Here is a 22,963-nt window from a genome sequence, read left to right as displayed (position 1 = left end):
GGTGCGGAATTAAACCCAGTATTTATCAAGGAGAAAGGCATGAGCAATGATAATAAACCAAAAATAACCACCACCGATGGGGGCGTACCGGTAGCCAGTAACGAACACTCGTTGTCTGTCGGCCCCGATGGCCCGCTGGTTCTCCATGATCACTATCTCATCGAACAGATGGCGAACTTTAACCGCGAACGTATCCCTGAACGGCAACCACATGCTAAAGGGAGCGGTGCCTTTGGTCATTTTGAAGTGACCGAAGATGTCAGCCGTTACACCCGTGCCGCCCTGTTTCAGCCAGGGGTAAAAACCGACGTCCTGATGCGCTTCTCCACCGTCGCGGGCGAACGCGGCAGTCCGGACACCTGGCGTGACCCGCGCGGCTTTGCCATGAAGTTTTATACCACCGAAGGAAACTATGATCTGGTGGGCAACAACACGCCGGTGTTCTTCATCCGTGACCCGATGAAATTCCAGCATTTCATCCGCTCCCAGAAACGCCGTGCGGACAACAACCTGCGTGATAACGATATGCAGTGGGATTTCTGGACGCTGTCCCCGGAATCGGCGCATCAGGTCGCCTGGCTGATGGGTGACCGCGGGATCCCGAAAAGCTGGCGCCACATGAACGGCTACTCCAGCCATACCTATATGTGGGTCAACGCTGAAGGTGAGAAATTCTGGGTAAAATATCACTTCAAAACCGATCAGGGCGTGGAATGCCTGACTCAGGACGAGGCGGATAAACAGGCCGGGGCTGACGGTGATTTCCACGTCCGGGATCTGTACAACGCCATTGATAACGGTGAATTTCCGCAATGGACGCTGTATATGCAGATAATGCCGTTCGCAGATGCGGAAAACTACCGTTTCAATCCGTTCGACCTGACGAAGGTCTGGCCACACAGCGACTACCCGCTGATTAAAGTGGGTAAACTCACCCTGAACAAGAACCCGACCGATAACCACGCGCAAATCGAACAGGCCGCGTTTGAGCCGAATAACCTGGTACCGGGTATCGGTCTGAGTCCGGATAAAATGTTGCTGGGCCGGGTGTTCGCCTACGCGGATGCCCACCGTGCGCGCCTGGGGGTGAATTATAAGCAAATTCCGGTCAATGCCCCGCAATCGCCGGTTAACAGCTACAGTAAAGATGGTGCAATGCGTATCAATCCGGTCAGCGACCCGGTGTATGCCCCGAATTCGAAAGGCGGATCGGTCGCTGACGGCGAACGTTACCCCACCGACTCCTCCTGGGAAACCCAGGGCGCACTGGTGCGTCAGCCTTATTCATTACACGCTGAAGATGATGATTTCGGACAGGCCAATGCGCTGGTCACCCGGGTCATGGATGATGCGGCCCGTGACCGTCTGGTCAATAATGTCACCGGTCACCTGCTGAATGGCGTCCGTGAGCCGGTACTGTCCCGGGTGTTCGACTACTGGCGGAAGATCGATCAGAGTATCGGTGACCGTATTGCCAGCAGTGTGGCGGCGGCTCAGAAAAAATCGTAGTCTCCCACAAGTCCGGCGGCTAGGTCGCCGGATTTTCCGCAATCTCCAGCCATCGGATCCCGAACTGATCAATTTCTGCCGAAGACTCACCGGCACAGATCCACTCTTCCAGTCGCTCCGCCAGTGCGGTCGCCGGCAATTGCGTTTTGCCTTTAAGGGCACATTCCCAGATGATCAGTACCTTCCAGCCCTGCTGCTGCAGCGCCAGCAGATTTTCTTTATCCCGTTGCAGATTGCGGCCGATTTTCGCCAGCCAGAAATCCGTGCGGGTTGCCGGGGGTTTAAACAAGTGGCAATGATGCTGATGCCAGAAACACCCGTGGGTGAAAATTACCTTCCGCGCCCTGTCCAGCACAAAATCAGGCCGGCCCGGCAGATCCCGGGCTTGCAGCCGCGCTTCCAGCCCCAGTTCTGTCAGTAACTGCTGTAAACGCTGTTCGATACCGGTATTACAGTGTCGAATAGCCCGCATGTTTTTGCTGCGGGTCTCACGGTTATGGACATCGGCCATCTTCACTCCTCTGTTGACGGCAAACTGCGGCTAGCGGCAGTGAACTGTCGGCCATCACTGATGACTAAGTAACATCAGCTTAAGGTTTCCTTAATACTTCCCCCGCACAATAGCCGCGTTGTTCGGGGTCGTGGCCGGTAAGCCCGCGGGCGCGGCACTGACAGCGACATTATTTATGCTGACAGATACCTGCCCGGCCTCTTACCGGCGGAACTCTCCGCGCCTTCTCCTGCGACGCCGGGTTTGCAGCGGCTGAACCTGCGATATCAGGCCCGGGGGCCGGATTCTGCCCTGCGGCGGTAACACAGCCCTCTGCTGACCGCCAGGCATCGTCGCAGGCTGACCATCCACGGACGGAAAGATCCATAACAGCATTGCTGACCGGTCAGCGTCAATGGCCGGATGAATACGGGGCCCCGGAGACGCCGAGCGCCCCTCGTCCCGAATGACAAGCGATCTGCTGATATCACCGCATTTACAGGGGGTGACGGGGTCAGCGTATCAGTAAACCCTTCAGTAAAAGGGTTATTAACAACACAGATATGCAGAAGCGCCCGCCAGGGACACTGTCCGGTCGGTTTGACAGGAGATCCCCTCCACACTGGCCGTGCCGGGCGGCCTTCTGCCGGAGCCACGGATGAAAATACTGATTGTCGAAGACGATACCCTGCTGCTTGAGGGACTGATGCAGGCCATGCAACAGGAAGGCTATACCTGTGATGGTGTCAGCAGCGCCCGGAGTGCGGAACACAGCCTGAAAACGTCGCAATACAGCCTGATGATCCTCGATCTTGGCTTACCGGATGAAGACGGCTTACAACTGTTGTTACGCCTGAGACGCGAAAAAATGGCATTACCGGTGCTGGTGCTTACTGCCCGCGACACGCTGAGTGACAGGATCTCCGGACTTGACAGCGGTGCCGATGACTACCTGATTAAACCTTTTGCGCTGGAGGAACTGACGGCACGTATCCGTGCGTTGATCCGCCGGCATAATAATCAGAGCGATAATCGTCTGATCGTGAATGATCTGGTGCTGGATGTCACCTATCGTCAGGTGTTCCGTGAGGGCGAACGTCTGGAGCTGACCCCGAAGGAGTACGCGTTACTGTCCCGGTTGATGATGAAGGCTGGCATGCCGGTGCATCGTGAAGTCCTGTATAACGATATCTATAACTGGGACAGCGAGCCTGCCACTAACACCCTGGAGGTGCATATCCATAATCTGCGCAAGAAAATCGGCCGGTCATCGATCCGGACTCTGCGTGGATTTGGCTATGTCCTGATGAAGAATAAAAACCGTCCTGAGGAGCCGCACCCTGAACATATCGCCTAAAACGACCACGTTACGTCGCCGGCTGCTGATCACCGTAGGCTCGATATTGTTGTTTTGTCAGGCCATCAGCGTGCTGTGGCTATGGCATGAAAGCAAAGAGCAGATAGATTTACTGGTGAAAGGTGTACTGAGCCACCAGAATGAGCAATGGCATGTGGACAAAGAGATCCATGAAGCACTGGCCAGCCTGGCGATCCCCAGTGTTGTGATGATCAGTCTGGCACTGGTGCTCTGCTGGCAGGCGGTGCGACGGATCACTCAGCCCCTGTCTGATCTCTGTCTGCAACTGGAGAAACGCTCCGGGTCTTCTGCCGGGCCGCTGGAATTCCACAGCAGGATCACCGAAATTGACGCCGTCACCCATGCGATTAATGATATGGTCGCCCGTCTGACCGATACCCTGAACCGGGAACGGTTATTCACCGCTGACGTGGCCCATGAGCTACGCACGCCATTAGCGGGGCTACGTCTCCATCTGGAACTGATGGCCCGCCAGCACAAACTGGATATGTCTTCGCTGATCCTGAGGCTGGATCAGATGACCAGTAGCGTGTCGCAGTTATTGCAACTGGCGCGGATCAGTCAGTCCCTGACGGAAGGCCATGACCAGCCGGTGTTACTGCGTAAATCCGTAATTTTTCCGTTACGGGACAGTCTGCTGACCATGATTAAATTACGCCACCAGCAACTGATCCTGCCGGACGGGGACCGTGATTTCAGCGTGCAGGGCGACCCGACGCTACTGCAATTGATTGTGCGCAACCTGACCGAAAATGCCCATCGTTACAGTCCGGAACACAGTACCCTGAGCATCAGTCTGCAGCCTGCTGTCACAGAAGAAGGAAAACCGGGGGTTGAGCTGGCGGTGGAAGATGAAGGGCCAGGTATTGATGAAACCCGGGCCAGTGAACTGAGCCGGGCATTTGTGCGAATGGATAGCCGCTTCGGAGGCAGTGGCCTGGGTCTGAGTATTGTCAGCCGTATCTGCCAGCTGCATCATGCCCGTTTTACCCTGACTAACCGGACAGATCGTCAGGGCTGCCGGGCCTCGGTCATTTATCCGTTAAGCGGAGACACAACGGCTTAGAAACTGGTAAACCAGACCAGCAGAAAGAGCGCCACGGTACACAGACTGAGCAAGGTCACACTGAGTTCACTTGCGGAAAAAGCCGCTTTATTCTCCATCATTACTCTCCTGTCAGGGGGTGTCAGCAGAGTATTTCAGGCAATGATTAAATTAATATTAAGCCGGTGAAAAAATCACCGGCGATGACCCTGCCTGCAGCGAACAGAGTGAACGCAGTCCGGTCAGGCCTGAGGGCCGCCGGATTCAGCCTTCGCTTTTTGTAACTGAGCCGCAAACTGCGGCGACGTATGCAGCGTTGCCACCACCGCTGCCCCCACCAGCCTTGCCGCATCTACATCACTCTGCCAGTGATACCCGCAAATTACCCGACTCTGTCCGAGTTCATACCCGCGTTTCAGGATCTCATTCTGTCGCGCAGGGTTGATTTCGGCCAGAACCAGTGCGGTTGCCCAGCCGATGGCCGTATGTCCGGAAGGATAAGAGCCGTTAGACGCCAGCTCTGCCTGCTGACGCGTATTACAGGTCGCTACCTGATAAAAAGCAAACGGACGGATGCGCATATAGTGTTGTTTTGCTGACCGCGTCGCCAGATCACCGGCATCCTCAATCATATTGGTGAGTAATTTATACAGCTGCGGGGTGGCTGTGGCACTGATTTCACGACCAAATGCCCCGGAGAATGCCGTGGCAACCCCGCCACTGCTGAGGTTCGCATCTTCGGCGGCCAGTTTACCCCGTGGCGTCTCGCGTAACAGCCGGCCCTGTTCATACATCGCCTGATCGTTGAGAAACATCAGGCTGCCGGGGGCGGGCGGCGGCGGCAGTAAGGCCAGACTGTCAATCGCCTGACTGTTCGTCAGATAGTAGAGTTCAGGCCGGGTGGTGGCATCATCGCCAGCCGGGATGGCGGCCTGTAGAGTCCCGCTCAGCAGCCATGCCGAGACCAGTAACGCTGGAAGTTTTTTACCCATAGGGAACATCCTGTAAGAAACGGTGGGAGTTAACGACGTTACCATGTCACATTTCGATTAACTCCTGCACCGATCACAGTTCAGGCTTTCCCCGCCGGCAGCGACGGGCAGGAAGGCGGGGATCAGAGCAGCCGTGCCCCTGTCAGTTTTTCCAGTATTTTCAGCGGGGAGCGTTGCGGGTCCGCCATCGCCTCTGCGGGCAGTGCATAAGTCTGTTCCAGCATAAACTGTCCCGACATAGCGGCATGCGGTGTCTGATCAGAGAAACAAATCCAGCTGCTGCCGGGCGGAAAGCGCACCTCCAGTTGCAGGCCGGACAACTGATATTCCGCATCCGACTTCATGGCATCATGTAAGCCCAGCATCAGGTGGTCATAACGGGTGCGATACCGTTTGGTAATCCCTAGTTTGTGTTGGAGGGCGCACAGCCACGGAGAATAGTGACCGGTTTTCGGCAGAAAACGGGTTGCTACGGCGGTAAACGGTTCCCCGATCCGCCAGACTCTGGATTCTCCGTGCGGATTAATGTTAGTAAAAATACGTAATATTCGTTCGCCCTGCATCGGCCGGGAGGGAAACGCATCCACGTGCAGGCGGGTATCATCCTTTCGCCAGGAACTCCCCTTTTTCCAGGCCGTAACGGGATGCACTCTCAGGGTATTGACGGGGGTGTGCAATGCCCCCGTGTAATGCGGCAACAGACTTCGGACCAGGGTCTCACAGGCCTGATGGTGACGTTGTAACAAACTGCGGATCAGATCTTCGTCCTGAGGATGTGCAACGCCGGTTATCTTTCCGCTGAGCGCGCGGTAACTGATATTTTTACGCCCTTTTTTCACGGTGCCTTCATTAAGGCAGCGCATCTCTTTCGCATTCAGCGGAAACTCCAGTCCCGGCAGGCTGATAATCTGTCCCTGTTCCAGCGCTGTTAATGCAGACTGGCTGAACGGTTCTCCCCCGGACCAGCCGGTAAGGGGTACCGTAAAAAATAACTCCTCCGAACGCAGGCTTTCTGGCTGCATCACTGACTCCCTTGTTGACGCATTATATTGCGAAGCGTAGTTGAGTTTACTCAATATGAGAATCATGAACGTGATGAAGCGCATCTATCGTACAAAAGAGACAGCCCCGTCGCCATCTTACACCGCCCTGCATCGTACTGGCGGCCCCCCATTCCGTCCGGACCGGGTTCAACCGCCCTGTGCGTTCTGTCGCCACTGACCTTCAGCGGTTCCCCGTGGATATCCCGGCCCCCGCACGGTCAATGTTTCTGCCGACAGGAAGGCTCAGGCCACAGGTGCTGCCCTTTGCCGGTGATTACCGGGGAAAGCATTTGCGCAATGCCGCTGAAACATTTATTGTTCCTGCGTCTGACAAACCGGGCGGACGTCATCAGGCTTCAGTCAGGCGTGCTTTTAACCATTGTCGTGCAGTAACGTCGGGAATTTATGGACTTATTTTTACACTTTATCGACCTGTTCGGGACCTTTGTCTTTGCCCTGAGTGGCGCCATTGTCGGCGTCAGACACCGTTTCGACTTATTCGGCGTTTTTGCACTATCGAGTGTCACCGCCATTGGCGGCGGCTGTATCAGGGATATTTGTCTCGGTGCCACCCCCCCGCCCGGGCTTGTAAATATTGAGTACTTTTTTTGCATCGTTCTGGCGATCGCCTCCCTCTCCTTCTTCCAGAAACTGGTTTTCTCGTTCGGGAAACCATCACTGTTTTTCGATGCGCTTGGTCTGGGATTTTTCGCGGCATTCGGGGCCAATAAGACCTGGCTTTATACCCACAGCGTACAACTTTCGATTCTGTTAGGCTGTGTCAGCGCGGTGGGCGGCGGTTGCCTGCGGGATGTTCTGGTCGGTAAGACGCCGGTGATCTTCACGAAAGAGATCTATGCCAGTGCGGCAATGATTGGGGCAGCCATTGAACTGCTGGGGTCGGCCAACATTATCCCGGAACGCTACAGTATTTTGCTGTCGATATTTGTCTGCACCCTGATCCGGATGGTCTCGCTAAAATACAATATTACGCTGAAAACTATCGCGAATAAGTATTTCTGACCGCCGGTCATGCCACATTTAACCCTAAATGCGACCGGTCCGTTTCGGGCTGGTTGTCGCCGGGTCCGGATGTTACTGTAACAGCCTCCGAATTAAGATAATTACTGAATACTGACTGTTTTCTGAGGCGATTATTATGTCTATTGTTGAAGTCGTTAAACAACGTTTTACTACCAAAGCCTACGATGCTTCCCGCAAGCTGACCGCACAGCAGGAACAGGAATTACTGGATATCCTGCGTTACAGCCCGTCATCCCTGAACCTGCAGCCATGGCACTTTTTTGCCATCACCAGCGATGAAGGCAAAGAGACAATCCTTCCTGGGATCCGTGATTTTAACGCGGCAAAAGTGCGCGATTCGGCGATGGTCGTTGTTTTCACCAGCAAAGACACTCTGGATGATGCGCAATTCAGCAATGTACAGCAGCAGGAAGCTGCGGATGGGCGCTTTAAGGATGAAGAAAGCAAAAACGCCAACGATAAAGGACGTCGCAATTATATCGCCGCGTATGGCGGGTCTGAGGACGACCTTCGTCACTGGATGGAACGGCAGACCTATATCTCTATGGGGTTCCTGCTGCTGGGTGCCGCAGCGATGGGGCTGAACGCCACACCGATCGAAGGTATTGATCCTGCACTGCTGGATGAACGCCTGGGACTGAAAGAAAAAGGGCTGCACAGTCTGGCCGTGGTCGCTATCGGCCATAACAGTGAGAAAGACTTTAATGCGTCGTTGCCAAAATCACGTTTAAGTGAAGAAACGGTGATCACGCGTCTGTAATTGCCCGCCGCTCCCTGCCCTCAGGTGGCGGCCTGAATACCCGACTTATATACTGCACCCCCCTGACTGGCTGCCCTGCCTTATATTAGCGCCTGTTCCTCCCGTGCGGCTGTTGCCGGTATTTCCCTTCACTGGTCGTCCCTGATAACCGTTAAACCGTCGCCCGCAATATTGACCTGTTGACTGGTGGCTGACTGCCCTGCCTTACTTAGCGCCTGTTCCTCCCGTGCGGCTGTTACCTGTATTTCTCTTGCCAGGTCGTCCCTGATAACCGTTAAACCGTCCCCCGTAAAATTGACTTATTAACTGATACACTGCTCTGCGTCGCCTCTTCGGATGCGCCAAAGCTCTGGCCGGAAGGCAGTCTGTTCCCGCTGGCGTACACTGCCCCGGATTGCCAGGTGGCTGGCTGGCCAGCCTTACATTAACGCCTGTTCCTCCCGCGCGGCTGTTGCCGGTATTTCTCTTCACTGGTCGTCCCTGATAACCGTTATACCGTCGCCACTATGCAGCTATATTTCCCTGTTGCCCTGTTGACCGAAGTTATAAGCTGCGGAACCTGTCCACACGCTGCCAAATCTTCGGCAGGAATTCCGCCCGTACCGGCCTCCGCGTCCCCCCTGTAAGCGGAGGCCTGACGTCGATGGTATCCGGTGATGACCCGCCCGCCGACTGAGTTTATCCCCGCGTCCGGCGCGCTGCTCTCCCTTTACCGGCCATTCACCCTCTTCAGGAGGTTCTGCCCCCGCTTCCCGGTCATAGGTTCTCCCGGATGCCGGGGTTAAAGGATCCGCCCTCAGCAATGTTAACAGTTTGTTTAATGGTGACCGATAAACAACATAAAATACTGTCATCTTCAGTAAAGCCTGATTATCGACTGAGCGTAATAAGTTTTTTTTATTTTGCCCCTTTCCAGCCAGTGAAAAACGCGCTTTTATATACCTGTAAGCCGGTAAGTTATCGCACTGCAGATCGCAGAAAATATCACACCTGATGTAACCGGCCAGTCTCACCTCAATCCGGCTGTAGGCTTGAAACAGAATGAAAAATAAAGGCAGAAAGGATAGATGAATAACCGTCAGGAGCTGACCCGCAAGCTGCACGAAATCGCGGGAGAAAAACAGGTTTTACTGAGTGAAGACGACAAAGCCTTTTACACCAAAGGATTCCGTGTCGGTCAGGGTGAAGCCCTGGCCGTAGTACTGCCACAGACGCTGTTACAGCTCTGGCAATTGTTAGAAGTTTGTGTGGCCGAAGATGTGATCATTCTGATGCAGGCCTCAAACACCGGCGTCACCGGAGGCTCCACGCCGGATGGCAATGATTACGACCGCGATATTGTCATTATCAGCACCCGTCTGCTGACCGGGGTTCAGGTCATTGATGATCACCAGCAGGTCATTGCCTTCCCGGGCACGACCCTCACCGAGCTGGAAGACACCCTGAAGCCTCTGCAGCGCGAACCCCACTCGGTGATCGGTTCTTCCTGCATCGGTGCTTCTGTCATTGGCGGTTTATGTAACAACTCCGGCGGCTCGCTGATCCGCCGTGGCCCGGCATTTACCGAAAAATCGCTGTTTGCACGCATTACCGATGACGGGCGCCTTGAGCTGGTCAACCATCTGGGCATCGAACTGGGGGAGACCCCGGAAAAAATGATCCATGCGCTGGAAACACGTGAGTACACGACCGGCGATGCTGCCGACTGGCAAGGCAAAATCTGGGCGGATGATTATTCAGAACAACTGCGCGATACACAGGCGGCGTCTCCGGCCAGATTCAACGGCGACAAACGCTATCTGTATGACAGTGCCGGATGCGCCGGTAAAGTGGTCGTCTTCGCCGCACGGTTACCGACCTTTGCCGCCAGCGAAGCCACCCGGACCTTTTATATCGGCAGCAATGATGAAAGCGAACTGATCGGTTTACGCCGCTTCCTGCTGGAAAAAATGGATGAACTGCCCTTACAGGCGGAATATATTCATGCCGGCGCGTTTGACCTGACGCTGCGTTACGCAAAACACATGTATCTGGCGATCCGTAAACTGGGGCCGCAGGCGATCCCCGGGTTAATGGCTAATAAAGCGCGCTGGGATGTGCGTATCAGGCATGCCCGTTTTCTGCCGCACAATTTCACCGATAAACTGATTCAGGGCTTTAACCAGGTGACCCCCTCGTTTATCGCGCCACGTATCATGGATTACCGCCGGCGCTTTGTGCATCATCTGATGATTAAAATCGAAGCCCGTCAGGCGGAACAACTGACGGCATTACTCGAAGAGTATTTCAGCCAGCGTCCGGGGGAATATTTCCTGTGCGATGACCGGGAAGCTGCCGACGCCTTTCTGATCCGTTTTGCGGTGGGTGGCTGTACCATCTCTTACTGTGACTACCTCGGCTATGATACTAATCAGCGATTGATTGCCTTTGATGTGGCTCTGCGTCGTAATGATGACCAGTGGCGGATCCACCTGCCGCCTCATCTCGCGGCACAGGTCCAGGCGGACTCCTGTTGCGGGCATTTCTTCTGTTTTGTGAACCACCAGGATTACGTTCTGAAAGCCGGTGTGGATGCGAAGCAATTTAAACAGGAGGTGATGGAGTATCTGGAACAGCGCGGCGCGCGATACCCTGCCGAGCACAATGTCGGGCATCTGTATCAGGCATCCTGTGAACATGAGCAGCACTGGCGTAAACTTGATCCTACCAATACCTGCAACCCGGGGATCGGTAAAACCAGTCGTAAAAAATTCTGGGGTCAGTAACCGCTGCCGGTTTTGCCTGCGGCCGGGGCTACCGGCCGCAACTCAGGATCACCGCCCGGCCCACGGCGTCTTCCCAGCGCCGGTGTAACTGTTGCAGTTGCCACACAGATATGGGTTCCTCTAATGCCGGTCGCAGCCCCCCGGCCATCTGATTCTGCAATTCGCTGGCCAGCGCGTCTGGCGGCAGGCTACTGACGGACGCTTCTGCTGGCAGCCCGTCACCGTCGGTCATCTGCATGATTTGCTCACGGACACGGCCAAAAAACTGACGGCACCATGCGATCAGTTGCGCGCAATCATAACGTGGCGATTGCAATGCACAAAGGATCCCCTGACGATCCGCAAACTGTTCAAAACGGCAGGAAACCACATACCCTGCCGAGAGCTCTTCCCGTAACCAGTGATAAAACGCAGGCTGATAAATGGCTCCCAGCCGTTGGGCGGCCACCAACGCCTGAGGATCATCGCTACCCAGAGGCAGGAAGTAAAGCACCGCATTATCCCCGTCCGATACCGGCAGATGGCGTGCTTCCCCCGCCAGGAGGGGCAGAGCAGGCTGCTGCCGTTGCAGCAGCAGTGTCTGTTGCAGCGAGTGGCTGATCCGCGAAAAAAGTGCGTCCTCCTGACAACGGATAATACAGGACCAGACGGGGGTTTGCTGTGTGACGGCCAGTCGCTGCGGAAACTCTGCCAGTAAACGACGGATCAGGATCTCCTGTGTCGAGTCTTCAGCGATTCCTGCCGCAGAAAGATCCGGCCAGAGCGAGCACAACAGCCGGATAAGTTCCAGAGCCTCCCCGGCAACCGGTAGCATCATCCTGATCTGCGGGACGCCCTGGTGCAGTGCCACACTGGCCTCGCCTCCGGCATGCCTGACGCGGCTTATCCAGGGATGCAGACTGTATCTGAGCTGTGATAATTGCCCCCCGGTCAGAGTGCTGCCGCGCAGAGGCCGGAGGATGATCCCCGCCTCCGGGCCAGCCGTTTCTGAACGAAAGCAGCGCGGAACGGTGGCCGGGGGAAGCGGAGTCGCTTCCGGCAGCCAACGGGCCCCGGCCGGACTTGCGGTTTGCGGATAGAAAACAAAAGCCGGTACAGACTCAGGGGAACCGTCTTCGCTCTCCGGGGCCGGCGACCACCGGCACAGGAAGCCCCGGGCCGTCAGGGTCTGCCCGCCATCAGACGGTTCAGTCTGTAATTCACAGGGGGACGCACTAAGCATGGCCTCTGCCAGTGCCGCGCTGTCGGGTTCCCCGGCAACGACCTCCCCGCTGGCAACCTTTCTCACCTGTTCCATCGGGCTAAGACGCAGAAAATCCTGCCGGGCCAGCCGGAGGTAATGAGCCTGCCGATCCGCACTGAGATGACGAATTTGCGTCAGCCAGTGACGGAACAGACGACTGAATCGGCCGGCCGGGCGTGCCGGCCCTGCGGGTCGCGTCAGCCGGATCAATAGCCACAGATAGCCCGGGGCTGCGCTCACCACCTCCGCAGAGGCGTGATGACATAGCCCCTGTCTGCGCCCGGCATCGATAAAGGACCCTGGCGCCGCATCACTCAGCAACACCTGTAATAAAGGGACCGCGGCACGCAGCCGGCTGTCCGGGTCGGCCAGCAGATAGCTCAGACAGTGCTGACCTTCTCCGGCCATATATAACACCCCTGAAGTCTGCCGTTCGTTCACCGGCACCGGGGCCCTGTCGGGTAACGGTAGCGAGCGGTGGGCCGTCAGCGGCATCAGCTGGTGGGACCCGGTCTGTGAGAGAGCCTGACTCAGGGCTGCGGACAGGTCAGCCAGCGACAGCGGTGCACGGATGATCAGGCAGAGACGACCGGGAGAGTAATATTGCCGATGGAAAGCCAGTAACGCCTCGCGCAGGGCGGGAAGGTCACCGTCCAGGCTCTGCCGGTTACCGGCCACAAAACGACGGAACGCCGGCGGCTGATGGATACCGGTCGCCAGTAAGGCAGTGATCAGGGTCGGTGTATGGCGACTCAGCATGCCATATTCCGCATCGATAACCGGAATTTCGCGGCGGATCGCGTCAGCAGAGAATTCCGGTAGTAATGCCATATCCAGTAACCGGGCGATACCTTCACTCAGTTCTTCGGATCGGACATCAAAATAATAGAGCGTCCTGCAGGCTTCCGTGGTGGCATTTACCCGTCCCTGGCGGGCTGCCACCCAGGGCATTAACCGCTGCGGACCGGGAAAACGCTGCCCTCCCTGGAACAGTAAATGCTCCAGCAGATGCGCCAGACCCGGCCACCGGTCAGGTTCATGGTGACTGCCGGCGTCCACCCGCAGGCAGACCGCCGCGGCCGACAGGTCAGCCACCGGCTGCAGCTGAACCGCCATACCATTGCTGAGATAATGCAGCGACGTGGACTCACTCATCCGGTTACCCGCGGGAGGTGAAGATCACCTTCGAGTTTTTCTGATTACGGAACTGCAGTTGGGCGACACGAATATCACTGCAATCGGCTTCACGCCGCGCCTGCAGGATTTTATCGTGGTGAGGCGATTTACTGCACACCGGGTCCGCATTGTCTGCGTTACCGGTCAGCATAAAGGCCTGACAGCGACAACCCCCGAAATCTTTCTCTTTTTCATCGCAGGAGCGGCAGGGTTCCGGCATCCAGTCATAGCCACGGTAGCGATTAAAGCCAAAGGACTGATACCAGATGTGCTGCAAGCTGTTATCCAGCACCGACGGAAACTCTATCGGTAACTGACGGGCGCTGTGACAGGGTAACGCAGTGCCGTCCGGTGTCACGTTCATAAAAATTGCGCCCCAGCCCCCCATGCACCCTTTCGGACGTTCTTCATAGTAGTCCGGCGTCACAAATAACAGATTGGTCAGATTGCCGTCGGCCTGCATCTTCTCGCGATAACGTTTTACCACCGCTTCCGCCCGCGCAATCTGATCCCGGGTCGGTAATAACCCTTCGCGGTTCAGTTGGGCCCAGCCATAAAACTGGCAGGTGGCCAGTTCAACATCATCCGCTTCCAGCTGAATGCATAACTCAATGATGCGGTCGATCTGATCAATATTATGCCGGTGCAGAACAAAGTTAAGCACCATCGGATAGCCATGGGCTTTGATCGCTTTCGCCATTTCCAGTTTCTGATGGAAGGCTTTTTCCGAGCCCGCCAGGGCGGCATTCAGCGTTTCATCACTGGCCTGAAAGCTGATCTGGATGTGGTCCAGCCCCGCTTCGGCAAAAGTATCCAGTTTTTTGCGGGTCAGCCCGATCCCGGAAGTGATCAGATTGGTGTAAAACCCGAGCTCACGCGCCCCGGCAATCAGTTCCGGCAGGTCTTTACGGACTAAAGGCTCTCCGCCGGAAAAACCGAGTTGTACACTGCCCATCTCACGTGCCTGACGAAAAACGGTCAGCCACTGCTCCGTGGTCAGCTCAGACTGCTCTCTGGCAAAGTCGAGCGGGTTCGAGCAGTACGGGCACTGCAGCGGACAGCGATAGGTCAGCTCTGCCAGTAGCCAGAGCGGGGCTTTAATCTCAGGATTAATTTGCGTCATGGAACATAATCCATTTCTGCTTACCGGCCGCCTGCAGGAAATCGGTCACATCGTCATCCACGCCGCCTGCCTCCGGAAAACGCTGGTTCAGCAGGTCGATGATCTGCGCCACTGTCCGCTTTCCGTCCACCTGTTCCAGGATGATCGCTGCCGTTTCATTCAGTTTCGCCATACCTTCCGGGTAAAGAATGACATGACAATTCTGGGCGGCTTCCCATTGCATGCGATATCCGCGGCGGAAAATGACCACCGATTGTTCAAAACTCATGGTTATACCAGTCGGGTTGTGTGCCAGACCGGCTGATCTGTCACGGTATGATAAGGAGGGCGTTGCAGGCTGTAGGCCATGGTCATGGCATCCAGCATCGTCCAGAGAATATCCAGCTTGAACTGCAGAATTTCCAGCATCCGGTTCTGTTTGTCTGCGGTGTCAAAGTGGTCAAGCGCCAGTGCCAAACCGTGTTCAACATCGCGGCGGGCCTGGCTCAGACGGCTGCGGAAATAGAAGTAACCTTCCTCTTTGATCCACGGATAGTGCTGAGGCCAGCTGTCCAGACGGGACTGGTGAATTTGCGGAGCAAACAGTTCCGTCAGAGAGCTGCAGGCGGCCTCTTCCCAGCTGGCGCGCCGGGCAAAATTCACATACGCATCCACCGCGAAACGCACGCCGGGTAAGACATGTTTTTCAGACAGTAATTCTTCACGCGATAACCCCACCGCCTCGCCAAGCTGTAACCAGGCTTCGATTCCGCCTTCACTGCCGTCTGCACCGTCATGATCAAGAATACGCTGCACCCACTTGCGCCGGGTCGCCGGGTCCGGACAGTTCGCCATAATTGCCGCATCTTTCAGCGGAATGTTGGTCTGATAATAGAAGCGGTTCGCAACCCAGCCCTGGATCTGTTCACGGGTCGCCTGACCGTTGTGCATGGCAATATGGTAAGGGTGATAAATATGGTAACAGGCACCTTTGTCCCGCAATGCCTGTTCAAAAGCCTGCCTGCTCAGGGGGGTGGTTATCGTCATGTTTTAATCCTGTAGCTGTATCGCCATTCCGTCCCAACTGACCTCGATGCCCTGCTGTTGCAGGAACCGGCGTTGTGGCGAATCCTCATTGAGGATGGGATTGGTGTTGTTGATATGAATAAGAATTTTGCGGCTGGCAGGTAACGATGCCAGCAGTGTCATCAGCCCCTGCTCTTCGGCGAGTGCCAGATGCCCCATGGCCCGGCCGGTGTTTTTACCGACGCCGGTGCTCAGTAATTCATCATCCTGCCAGACGGTGCCATCGATCAACAGACAGTCGGCTTTTTTCAGCCACGGCAGGATCACGTCATCCGGCTCACCCAGTCCGGGGGCGTAGAATAACGATTGGCCATTCGCTCTGTTTTCAATGAACAACGCGACATTGTGTCCGGGCAGAGGACGATCACGGTAAGGTGAATAAGGGGGTGCATTACTGAGAATAGGCACCGCGGTAAATGTCAGGTTACCGCAGACCGTTACGCTGAAAGGTTCAAGCGGACGAATAGCATGGTGCTGCAGACCACCATTCCAGTGTTTCAACATCGGGAAGACCGGAAAGCCGGTGCTGAGATCCTGATGGACTTCGTCTGTACACCAGACGCGGTGCGGACAGCCTTCACGCAGGCTTAAAAGCCCGGTGGTGTGGTCTATCTGGCTATCGGTCAGAATAATATCCCCGATGGCGGTACCGCGCAGTGCACCTTGCTTTACCAGCTCAGGGGTCAGGAAAATTTGTCGGGAGATATCCGGAGAGGCGTTACATAAGACCCAGTCCTCACCGTTATCACTGACGATGATGGAAGACTGTGTTCTGGCGTGAGCATTGATGGTACCGTCACGCAGCCCTTTACAGTTGCTGCAATTACAGTTCCACTGCGGGAAACCACCACCGGCAGCAGAGCCCAGCACTTTGATAAACATAAAATACTCTTTACTAAAGGTAAGTGCCGCCCGAAAGCGGCCACTTATGACACCGGATAATTAACGGTTGGAAATGTACAGAGTCACTTCCATACCCAGGCGCATATCGACGAATTCAGGTTTTTTCCACATAATTATGACCTTAATACTTAGAATGTTAATGTCCGAAACATAGCCTGTGACCGGATGCGGCCCGGTTTCCCCGCAATCCACACCCTCACAAGGCCGACAAATGTTGCGCCTTTGTCAAGCAGAGGTCAATGAAAAGATGACTAAATTCTTTTAAGCTGCCATAAAATGTTCAACAATACGTAACCAGTTATAACGGCAGACTTTGTCGATCACTGCCCCGCTCAGCCCTGCCCGGTGCAGACTCTCTTCGATGGCCGGCAACCCGGTGACATCCTTCAGGGCAGCAGGCACGCTGGCGCCGTCAAAGTCTGAGCCCAGCGCCACATGGTCTTCACCGGCATGGTTGATCATATAACGGATATGTCGGGTGATCAGTTCCGCCGGGGTATCGTCATTGCGCTGACCGTCCGGTCGCAGAAAAGCATTACCGAAATTGATACCTGCCACCCCGCCACTCTCTGCCAGGATACGTAATTGCTCATCGGTCAGGTTACGCGGCTGGGGGCAGAGTGCATGGGCATTAGAATGGGTCGCCACCAGTGGCTGATGGCTGTAGCGCGCGGTATCAAAAAATGCCTGCTGGTTCATATGCGAGACATCGATGATCAGGTTCAGCGCACCGAGCTGGCGGATAAAATCGATCCCTTTGTCCGTCAGCCCCGGTCCGCTGTCCGGTGACCCCGGGAAACTGCCGGTCACACCCTCGCCGAACCGGTTGGGGTTATTCCAGAACGGACCGACACTGCGAACCCCACCCTGATAAAACTCGTTCAGTAACACACCTTCCGTATCCAGCGCGTCCGCCCCTTCAATATGGGCAATCATCGCCAGTACACCGTTTTCCAGGCAGTGACGCACCTCTGCGGCCGTGCGGCAGATTCTGGCCTGACCGTCTGAAAACTGTTCCAGACGACCGAGAATAGCCAGCTGTTCGCGCATGACGGTGACACTGTCACCTAATGCCCCGAGGCGCTGTGGAAAATGCCTGGCGACATAACTTTCCGGCGGGACGAAGAGAGCAAAAAATGCCGCCCCTAACCGGCCCTGGCGGATGCGGCTAAAATCCAGATGACCGTCGCAGCCGGTGCGGAAGAAGTAATGTTCCGGATTTTCCGGATGTTGCAGCCACAACTGCATCAGTAAATCGTTATGGCCATCAAAATAAGTCGTTATCGTCATACTGTCTGATCCATAGGAAGGCAGAGGGCTGTGATCCCCCTGCTCCGGGACAATTTACTGACGTTCAGCCAGATAGCGGCTGATCACTGCCAGATCCTGCTCACCGAGTCCGTCATCCACCGCCTGTTGCCAGAGACGGGTGATGTTCTCCAGTGCCGGTAACTGTGCGGCATTACCGGCATCAACGGCCAGCTTCGCATCTTTTAATGCCCAGATAAGCTGCATTTGCGGCGAAAAGTCACCACTTTCGATCATCTGCAATTTAACTTTCGCATAGGGTGCAGCCAGTGGGCCGCCTTCCAGGGCCTGCCAGAAGTCCTGCGGACCAAACCCCAGGCTTTCTGCCAGACGTTCACTTTCTGCCAGGCTCTGCATCAGACCTATCAGCCAGCTGTTCACCACCAGCTTCATCCGTGAACCGGCCCCGGCGTCACCCTGCCAGAGCGTGGCTTTACTGATGGCCGCAAACACCTGTTCTGCTGCCCCGGCACGCGAACGGTCACCGCTGGCCAGCACAGTAATCTGCGCATTTTCCGCCGGGGCTTTGGTGCCGGAGACCGGCGCATCGAGAAAAAGAATATCCGGACGCTGCTCGCTCAGCAGCCGATGTAACTTTTCCGTCCCTTCCACACCGAGGGTCCCCATCTGACAGACGGTCGCTCCCTGCGGTATCGCGTGCAGTGCCTGGGTCAGTACTTCATGGGTCGTCTTTTCGTCCGGTAACATGGTGATGATCACCGACGCCTGGCTGACTGCCGCGGCGGGAGAATCCGCCAGCGTGAAACCCGGTTGTCTTAAATCTTCGCCCTTTTCCGGGCTACGGTTCCAGCCATAAACGGCAAACCCCTTTTTCAGCAGGTTACCGGCAAAGGCGTGCCCCATGGCACCCAGTCCCAGTACTGCGACTTCAGGTTGTTTCATATGACCTCCGTTACTCGTTGATTGGGCCGAAGCCCCTGTCAGCAGGCCCTCCCGGCAGGAGGACCCACGCTACATTAAGGTCATTCAGGCGTGTAGTGTCAGGCCCGTCGCCGTGCGGCGCTGCCGGTCTCTGGCGACCTGAACATCAGACAACAGCGACTCTAACGGGATCCCTGTTTGCTGGTGGAGTGCCAGAATCTGTGCCTTGGAAAGCTGCCGGGTTCCGTTGAGTATTTCGTAGACCCGGGAAGATGTCGCCCTGATCATTCGGGCGACATCCTGCACACTCAGCGCCTGCTGCTCCATACGAAACTTAATTGCCTCAACCGCGGTGGGAGGTGCAATTTTGTGATGGATATCTTCATAGGCCGCAATCAGGGTAACCATCACTTCCATAAAGTCACCCTCTTCGGTACCTGGCTCTGGCTGAGAGTCAAACAACGGCTCAATGAGCGCCAGTGCGTTAAGATAATCCGTCTCATTGCGGATAGGCTTAACCTGATATGTCATAGTGTCACCTTCTTTGCATCAATTTTACTGTATTCAGCATGAGTGCCAACAAACTTAATGAATACAGCTTGTTGGGCATAAGCAACGCTACCTATGATCCGATAAGTGTTGCCCTTGATGTCAAAAACAACACGGTGATGTTCTAAAAAATCAACTGAGCGGTATTGGCGCTTTATGTCCTGCGGTGAATGCCAGTGTGCTTTACTGACTTCCTGGTACCAGGCCGACACCGGCCCTTTTGCGTCAGCATGTATCGTACAGAAGTCTGCCAATATCCTTTTTGCTGCAACATTCATATTCACTCCCTGAGTCCCAATATGGGATTGACTATACACCTCCCAAAACGGGACTCAAGCACTTCTGTCAAAAAACCTTTGCGGTCGGCGATCTCTCTCACATAACACAGAATGCTGGCTTTCACCGGGTGTGATGTCCGGGTCTGAAGGCTATCATTTCCGGCCGGTATACTGGTCTCGTGGCTGAGCAAACAGCGTGGTGAAATGATTACCCATACCGGCCGTTCAGCAGAAGAGACTGTGCAGGGACGATACGATAAGCAATACACCGCCTGCCATGTTAATGACTTTTTTAATACCAGGGTATCCGTTTTTGTTGCAGAAAATACAAGCACCTGGCTAACCGCGACCAGCCAGAGACTCATGACGATCACATGGACGGAAGCCAGCATCAGATAATGGCTTACGCCCTCCTGCTGTCCGGCAAACTGTGAAACAACGGTCAGATAAAAAATGATCGCTTTGGGGTTGAGGATATTGGCTGTCCACGCGCCCCGCAGACTGACCGGTTGCGCGGTCTCCGGCAGAACGCCCTGCGTGGCCTTCATCCCGCTGCGGATGAGTGCGACCCCCAGCCAGAGCAGCCAGAGAGCACCGGCGATTTTCAGTACTGCAAAGAGTGCCGGTACCGTGACAATGACCGCCGATATCCCTAATCCGATAAGGAGCGCATGGGTGTAGATCCCCAATGCGGTTCCGGCGAGCGTATTGAATAACCCCCGGCGTCCGCCCGATAATGCGCTGCTCATCACCAGTGTAAAACTGGCCCCGGGGGTCAACGCCACCGGCAGTAATGCAGGCAGAAAGCCGATAAGATTTATTTCCATAAAATACAACAACACATGCTTTAACAAATCCCCTGTCGCCAGTGCGTGACGGCACAGCGTAATGAAATCAGTAAACCCGCCCTGTTTTGCCGGGCAGCGATTGTTTCTTCCTTTGGCAGCGTCTGAGGATAACCTCACGAACCCGGCCCGTCACGGCAAGGAGAACCGGCGCACTGTCCCGGTGAGGTCACAACCCGGCAGGTGTAGCAAAAAAACGTTCTGTGCTAAGTCATTACTGACTATAGTAGAGAGACTGATCGAATTTTTATTTCACAGGATGACACAGCATGCCTGATGCATTCAATGTCCTGGCCGTTTCCGGAAGCCTGAGACAGGCATCTGTTAATAGTAACTTTTTACACGCCCTGGCCCGACTAAAACCAGACAATATCAACCTTCATTTTCAGACAGGGTTGGGCTCGCTCCCGTTATTTAATCCTGATAATGAGACAATACCTGTCGCTGAGGTTACGGACTGGAGAAGCAACCTGCAGGCCGCGGATTGGGTCATTATTGCCAGTCCTGAATATGCTCATGGGGTCACTGGTGTCATTAAAAATGCGCTCGACTGGAGTGTATCCAGCGGAGAGTTCACAGATAAACCGGTATCGATACCCAACCTCTCCCCCCGGGCCGGCATCGCGCATGCTCAGCTAATCGAAATAATCACGGTCATGGGCGCGCACTATAGCGAGGAATGCAGCCCTGTTGCCACACTGACTGAGCCTTTAATTATTCCCGGGTTGTCTGCCGCAGAATTATGCGATCAGCCAGAGATTCATTCACGTTTGCGCCGGTTGTGGGAAATTATTCTGCTGACACTGACGAACCGGCATCATGGGGTTCCGCGCAGGTTTAATCACTGACGTTTCCGTCACCGGAAGTCATCCGCCGGGGTGACGGCCCGGTGATAACGGGCCTGATGACCCGAAGCGTGTAAGACTTCGTCAGGGTAAACAGGGATTAGATTGTGACGGCCTCAATTTCACCGCCATTGATAAACAGCACATCAAACGTTCCGTTTTCTACACACTCTCTCATCAGGGGGACGTATTTTTTTACGTGACTTTGAGCCAGATGTTTATCTAAGGCTGCCTGGTTCGCCCATCTCTCCAAAGTTATAAATGTCGTCCCGTCGATGTAAGATTCATATTGGATACAGTCATCCTCTTTAACTGAGTATTTATGCTGAAGAAGATTAGCTATGCGCCTCAGTTCATCTTGCTTACCGTCACGAATACATCCTTTAACTATTGCTGTGATCACTGTCGTTCCTCGCAAGTTTGATTACTCACGTTTCTATCACATGCGATCATCGGACGGGTTAGCGGTTTGAGCGATGTGGCGCTTTGTCATACGATAACCGGGCTTCAGAAGAAAGTGTCCTGAAATACTATCAACTGGCCCTGAATGAACCATTATCTGACGACGATTACTTTGAAGCCACATTCGGACTGGCCTGTACCTCTCGGGGTCACGGCAAGTTCAACGATGCGGAGCGCGCTTTCGAAACTCTTGTCGGCGATTTCTCCCGGGAAACAGAAGCCGTTCTGTTTTTTTACTCTCTGTTCAATGTCATCAGGTAAGAAGGATTTGCACATAACACCCTCTCAGCACGTCTGTTCAGGCTCCCCCCCTGCAGATGCTGTATCTGACTGTAGCAGAGCACTGACAGTGTTACCCTGACAAGCGATATCGTCGTTTCGCGCAAGATGCCCGCTGACCCGACACTTAGCACGAATACCACCGGCAGTGCCTCAGAGCGAACAAATCCAGCGGGAAGCCTGCAAGGCAAAGGACGCCGGCGGTAGCTACTGTTATTCAACAGTTACCGGCCTGCGCCTGTGAATATTAAGGGACTACGGTTGCGGGATTTATTCCTCATTCACCGGAGGCTTACTTGGTCGACGGTAAAAGACTTTCTGAGTTACCTTTTATAACGGCGTGGTGTATGCCCAGTCTGACAAACACATGCAGGATAGTAGTAAGTTCGCAATCTTTGAAAAACGATTCGCATTCTTTAAAAGATTACGCCTTACTATCCTGTGCTTGCAGAAAGCTTATTTAAAACCCAGTCAGCGTAACCTTCCTGTTTTTTTTAAAATACATCATGTGCTATGTTTTGTGAAAATGAACCACGGGACAGGATATGTTTTGTAACACTGCCACTTTTTGCCGGCACCCAAAACGGATAGTCATTACTGCGTCCCGACATCCTGCCAGCGCCTCACGCCCAGATAAAAAAATTTATCCGACCGATCTCAGTTTATATATGCATTTTTTTAGTTAATAGGAGGTACACGATGATGAATGATGCTGAATTTATGGCACTGAAAGAAGAAGTCGATCGGCTTTATGAGCTACACATGACATCATTCAATGACCCATCGATCTCTCTTGAACAAAAACAAGCAATAGCGGCTGATTATACCAATAAATACAGAGAGCTAGACCATGCATCTTCGGAAAGAATATCTGAATATCGAGATTGTGAGGACTAGTTCTCCGCTTGAATCGCACAGGTTATAAACCGTGTTGCTTTGGGCATTTCATTGGATTTGAGCCGCTAAAATTTCTGCCTGG

The 22,963-nt window shown here is 54.6% G+C and carries 23 protein-coding genes and 1 pseudogene; 9 read left to right on the top strand and 15 right to left on the bottom strand.

All coding sequences use genetic code 11. The features are described from left to right. Window positions 1-39: 39 nt before the first annotated feature. Window positions 40-1,509, top strand: a complete 1,470-nt coding sequence (locus tag ABD035_RS04650; protein WP_212712800.1) for a catalase — start codon at window positions 40-42, stop codon at window positions 1,507-1,509. 19 nt (window positions 1,510-1,528) lie between these two features. Here ABD035_RS04650 and ABD035_RS04645 read toward each other — a convergent pair whose 3' ends face one another. Continuing rightward, window positions 1,529-2,020 (bottom strand): very short patch repair endonuclease, encoded by a 492-nt coding sequence (locus ABD035_RS04645; protein ID WP_212712799.1) that lies wholly within the window; start codon window positions 2,018-2,020, stop codon window positions 1,529-1,531. A gap of 637 nt (window positions 2,021-2,657) precedes the next feature. On the opposite strand from ABD035_RS04645, the gene pmrA reads away from it, so the two are divergent. Both pmrA and pmrB read left to right on the top strand, forming a co-directional pair. Then, window positions 2,658-3,356, top strand: a complete 699-nt coding sequence (gene pmrA, locus ABD035_RS04640) for a two-component system response regulator PmrA (RefSeq protein WP_212712798.1) — start codon at window positions 2,658-2,660, stop codon at window positions 3,354-3,356. Beyond that, window positions 3,340-4,443: a two-component system sensor histidine kinase PmrB gene (gene pmrB, locus ABD035_RS04635; protein ID WP_343868228.1), complete on the top strand. Its 1,104-nt coding sequence runs from the start codon at window positions 3,340-3,342 to the stop codon at window positions 4,441-4,443. The genes pmrA and pmrB overlap by 17 nt, the downstream gene beginning before the upstream one ends. 221 nt (window positions 4,444-4,664) lie before the next feature. Here the strand turns inward: pmrB and phoC are convergent, their stop codons facing one another. Further along, window positions 4,665-5,414 carry an acid phosphatase PhoC gene (gene phoC / locus ABD035_RS04630; protein ID WP_343868052.1) on the bottom strand — a complete coding sequence of 250 codons (750 nt, stop codon included), beginning with the start codon at window positions 5,412-5,414 and terminating at the stop codon, window positions 4,665-4,667. A 122-nt stretch (window positions 5,415-5,536) separates the two neighbouring features. Then, on the bottom strand, window positions 5,537-6,436 hold the full coding sequence (gene kdoO, locus ABD035_RS04625; RefSeq protein WP_343868050.1) for a Kdo hydroxylase KdoO: 900 nt from the start codon (window positions 6,434-6,436) through the stop codon (window positions 5,537-5,539). Between the two features lie 426 nt (window positions 6,437-6,862). Here kdoO and ABD035_RS04620 point away from each other — a divergent pair, with 426 nt between their 5' ends. The 3 genes from ABD035_RS04620 to dld all read left to right on the top strand — a co-directional run bounded on the left by ABD035_RS04620 (window position 6,863) and on the right by dld (window position 11,026). Further along, window positions 6,863-7,480, top strand: coding sequence for a trimeric intracellular cation channel family protein (locus ABD035_RS04620; RefSeq protein WP_212712795.1), 618 nt, complete (start codon window positions 6,863-6,865; stop codon window positions 7,478-7,480). Window positions 7,481-7,616: 136 nt separating this feature from the next. Further along, window positions 7,617-8,261 carry an oxygen-insensitive NAD(P)H nitroreductase gene (gene nfsB, locus ABD035_RS04615; RefSeq protein WP_212712794.1) on the top strand — a complete coding sequence of 215 codons (645 nt, stop codon included), beginning with the start codon at window positions 7,617-7,619 and terminating at the stop codon, window positions 8,259-8,261. Window positions 8,262-9,328: 1,067 nt separating this feature from the next. Beyond that, the gene (gene dld / locus ABD035_RS04610) at window positions 9,329-11,026 is read left to right on the top strand and encodes a D-lactate dehydrogenase (protein ID WP_343868046.1); all 1,698 of its coding nucleotides are present in this window, start codon (window positions 9,329-9,331) and stop codon (window positions 11,024-11,026) included. Between the two features lie 28 nt (window positions 11,027-11,054). Here the strand turns inward: dld and pqqF are convergent, their stop codons facing one another. From pqqF to ABD035_RS04555, 11 genes and pseudogenes are all read right to left on the bottom strand, one after another. Next, window positions 11,055-13,424, bottom strand: coding sequence for a pyrroloquinoline quinone biosynthesis protein PqqF (gene pqqF, locus ABD035_RS04605; RefSeq protein WP_343868044.1), 2,370 nt, complete (start codon window positions 13,422-13,424; stop codon window positions 11,055-11,057). Between the two features lie 4 nt (window positions 13,425-13,428). Further along, window positions 13,429-14,568, bottom strand: a complete 1,140-nt coding sequence (pqqE, locus tag ABD035_RS04600; RefSeq protein ID WP_343868042.1) for a pyrroloquinoline quinone biosynthesis protein PqqE — start codon at window positions 14,566-14,568, stop codon at window positions 13,429-13,431. Then, the gene (gene pqqD / locus ABD035_RS04595) at window positions 14,555-14,836 is read right to left on the bottom strand and encodes a pyrroloquinoline quinone biosynthesis peptide chaperone PqqD (protein WP_343868040.1); all 282 of its coding nucleotides are present in this window, start codon (window positions 14,834-14,836) and stop codon (window positions 14,555-14,557) included. Before pqqD ends, pqqE begins: the two co-directional genes overlap by 14 nt. Before the next feature lie 2 nt (window positions 14,837-14,838). Beyond that, window positions 14,839-15,594 (bottom strand): pyrroloquinoline-quinone synthase PqqC, encoded by a 756-nt coding sequence (pqqC, locus tag ABD035_RS04590; protein WP_343868038.1) that lies wholly within the window; start codon window positions 15,592-15,594, stop codon window positions 14,839-14,841. 3 nt (window positions 15,595-15,597) lie between these two features. Continuing rightward, window positions 15,598-16,515 carry a pyrroloquinoline quinone biosynthesis protein PqqB gene (gene pqqB / locus ABD035_RS04585; protein ID WP_212712787.1) on the bottom strand — a complete coding sequence of 306 codons (918 nt, stop codon included), beginning with the start codon at window positions 16,513-16,515 and terminating at the stop codon, window positions 15,598-15,600. A gap of 60 nt (window positions 16,516-16,575) precedes the next feature. Continuing rightward, complete coding sequence (pqqA, locus tag ABD035_RS04580; RefSeq protein WP_071846626.1) at window positions 16,576-16,647, bottom strand: pyrroloquinoline quinone precursor peptide PqqA; 72 nt, start codon at window positions 16,645-16,647, stop codon at window positions 16,576-16,578. A 150-nt stretch (window positions 16,648-16,797) separates the two neighbouring features. Then, the gene (locus tag ABD035_RS04575) at window positions 16,798-17,826 is read right to left on the bottom strand and encodes a dipeptidase (RefSeq protein WP_343868034.1); all 1,029 of its coding nucleotides are present in this window, start codon (window positions 17,824-17,826) and stop codon (window positions 16,798-16,800) included. Between the two features lie 54 nt (window positions 17,827-17,880). Beyond that, window positions 17,881-18,789, bottom strand: coding sequence for an NAD(P)-dependent oxidoreductase (locus ABD035_RS04570; RefSeq protein WP_343868225.1), 909 nt, complete (start codon window positions 18,787-18,789; stop codon window positions 17,881-17,883). Between the two features lie 42 nt (window positions 18,790-18,831). Next, the gene (locus ABD035_RS04565) at window positions 18,832-19,257 is read right to left on the bottom strand and encodes a helix-turn-helix domain-containing protein (protein ID WP_343868032.1); all 426 of its coding nucleotides are present in this window, start codon (window positions 19,255-19,257) and stop codon (window positions 18,832-18,834) included. Beyond that, window positions 19,254-19,553: a type II toxin-antitoxin system HigB family toxin gene (locus ABD035_RS04560; protein WP_343868030.1), complete on the bottom strand. Its 300-nt coding sequence runs from the start codon at window positions 19,551-19,553 to the stop codon at window positions 19,254-19,256. The genes ABD035_RS04565 and ABD035_RS04560 overlap by 4 nt, the downstream gene beginning before the upstream one ends. A 225-nt stretch (window positions 19,554-19,778) precedes the next feature. Next, a pseudogene (locus ABD035_RS04555) lies at window positions 19,779-20,380 on the bottom strand (LysE family translocator). Between the two features lie 287 nt (window positions 20,381-20,667). On the opposite strand from ABD035_RS04555, the gene ABD035_RS04550 reads away from it, so the two are divergent. Continuing rightward, the gene (locus ABD035_RS04550; protein ID WP_343868028.1) at window positions 20,668-21,246 is read left to right on the top strand and encodes an NADPH-dependent FMN reductase; all 579 of its coding nucleotides are present in this window, start codon (window positions 20,668-20,670) and stop codon (window positions 21,244-21,246) included. Window positions 21,247-21,343: 97 nt separating this feature from the next. Here the strand turns inward: ABD035_RS04550 and ABD035_RS04545 are convergent, their stop codons facing one another. Then, window positions 21,344-21,646 (bottom strand): putative quinol monooxygenase, encoded by a 303-nt coding sequence (locus tag ABD035_RS04545; protein ID WP_343868026.1) that lies wholly within the window; start codon window positions 21,644-21,646, stop codon window positions 21,344-21,346. Window positions 21,647-21,729: 83 nt separating this feature from the next. Here ABD035_RS04545 and ABD035_RS04540 point away from each other — a divergent pair, with 83 nt between their 5' ends. Both ABD035_RS04540 and ABD035_RS04535 read left to right on the top strand, forming a co-directional pair. Next, a complete protein-coding gene (locus ABD035_RS04540) occupies window positions 21,730-21,966 on the top strand; it encodes a hypothetical protein (protein WP_343868024.1) in 237 nt (78 codons plus the stop codon). Window positions 21,967-22,683: 717 nt separating this feature from the next. After that, complete coding sequence (locus ABD035_RS04535) at window positions 22,684-22,881, top strand: hypothetical protein (protein ID WP_343868022.1); 198 nt, start codon at window positions 22,684-22,686, stop codon at window positions 22,879-22,881. The last annotated feature ends 82 nt before the right edge of the window (window positions 22,882-22,963 follow it).

Origin of the sequence: Tatumella terrea (assembly GCF_039523755.1) — a bacterium.
Classification (GTDB): domain Bacteria; phylum Pseudomonadota; class Gammaproteobacteria; order Enterobacterales; family Enterobacteriaceae; genus Tatumella; species Tatumella terrea.
Note: the sequence above shows the minus strand (reverse complement) of the source record. Positions and strands in the feature narration are given on the sequence as shown.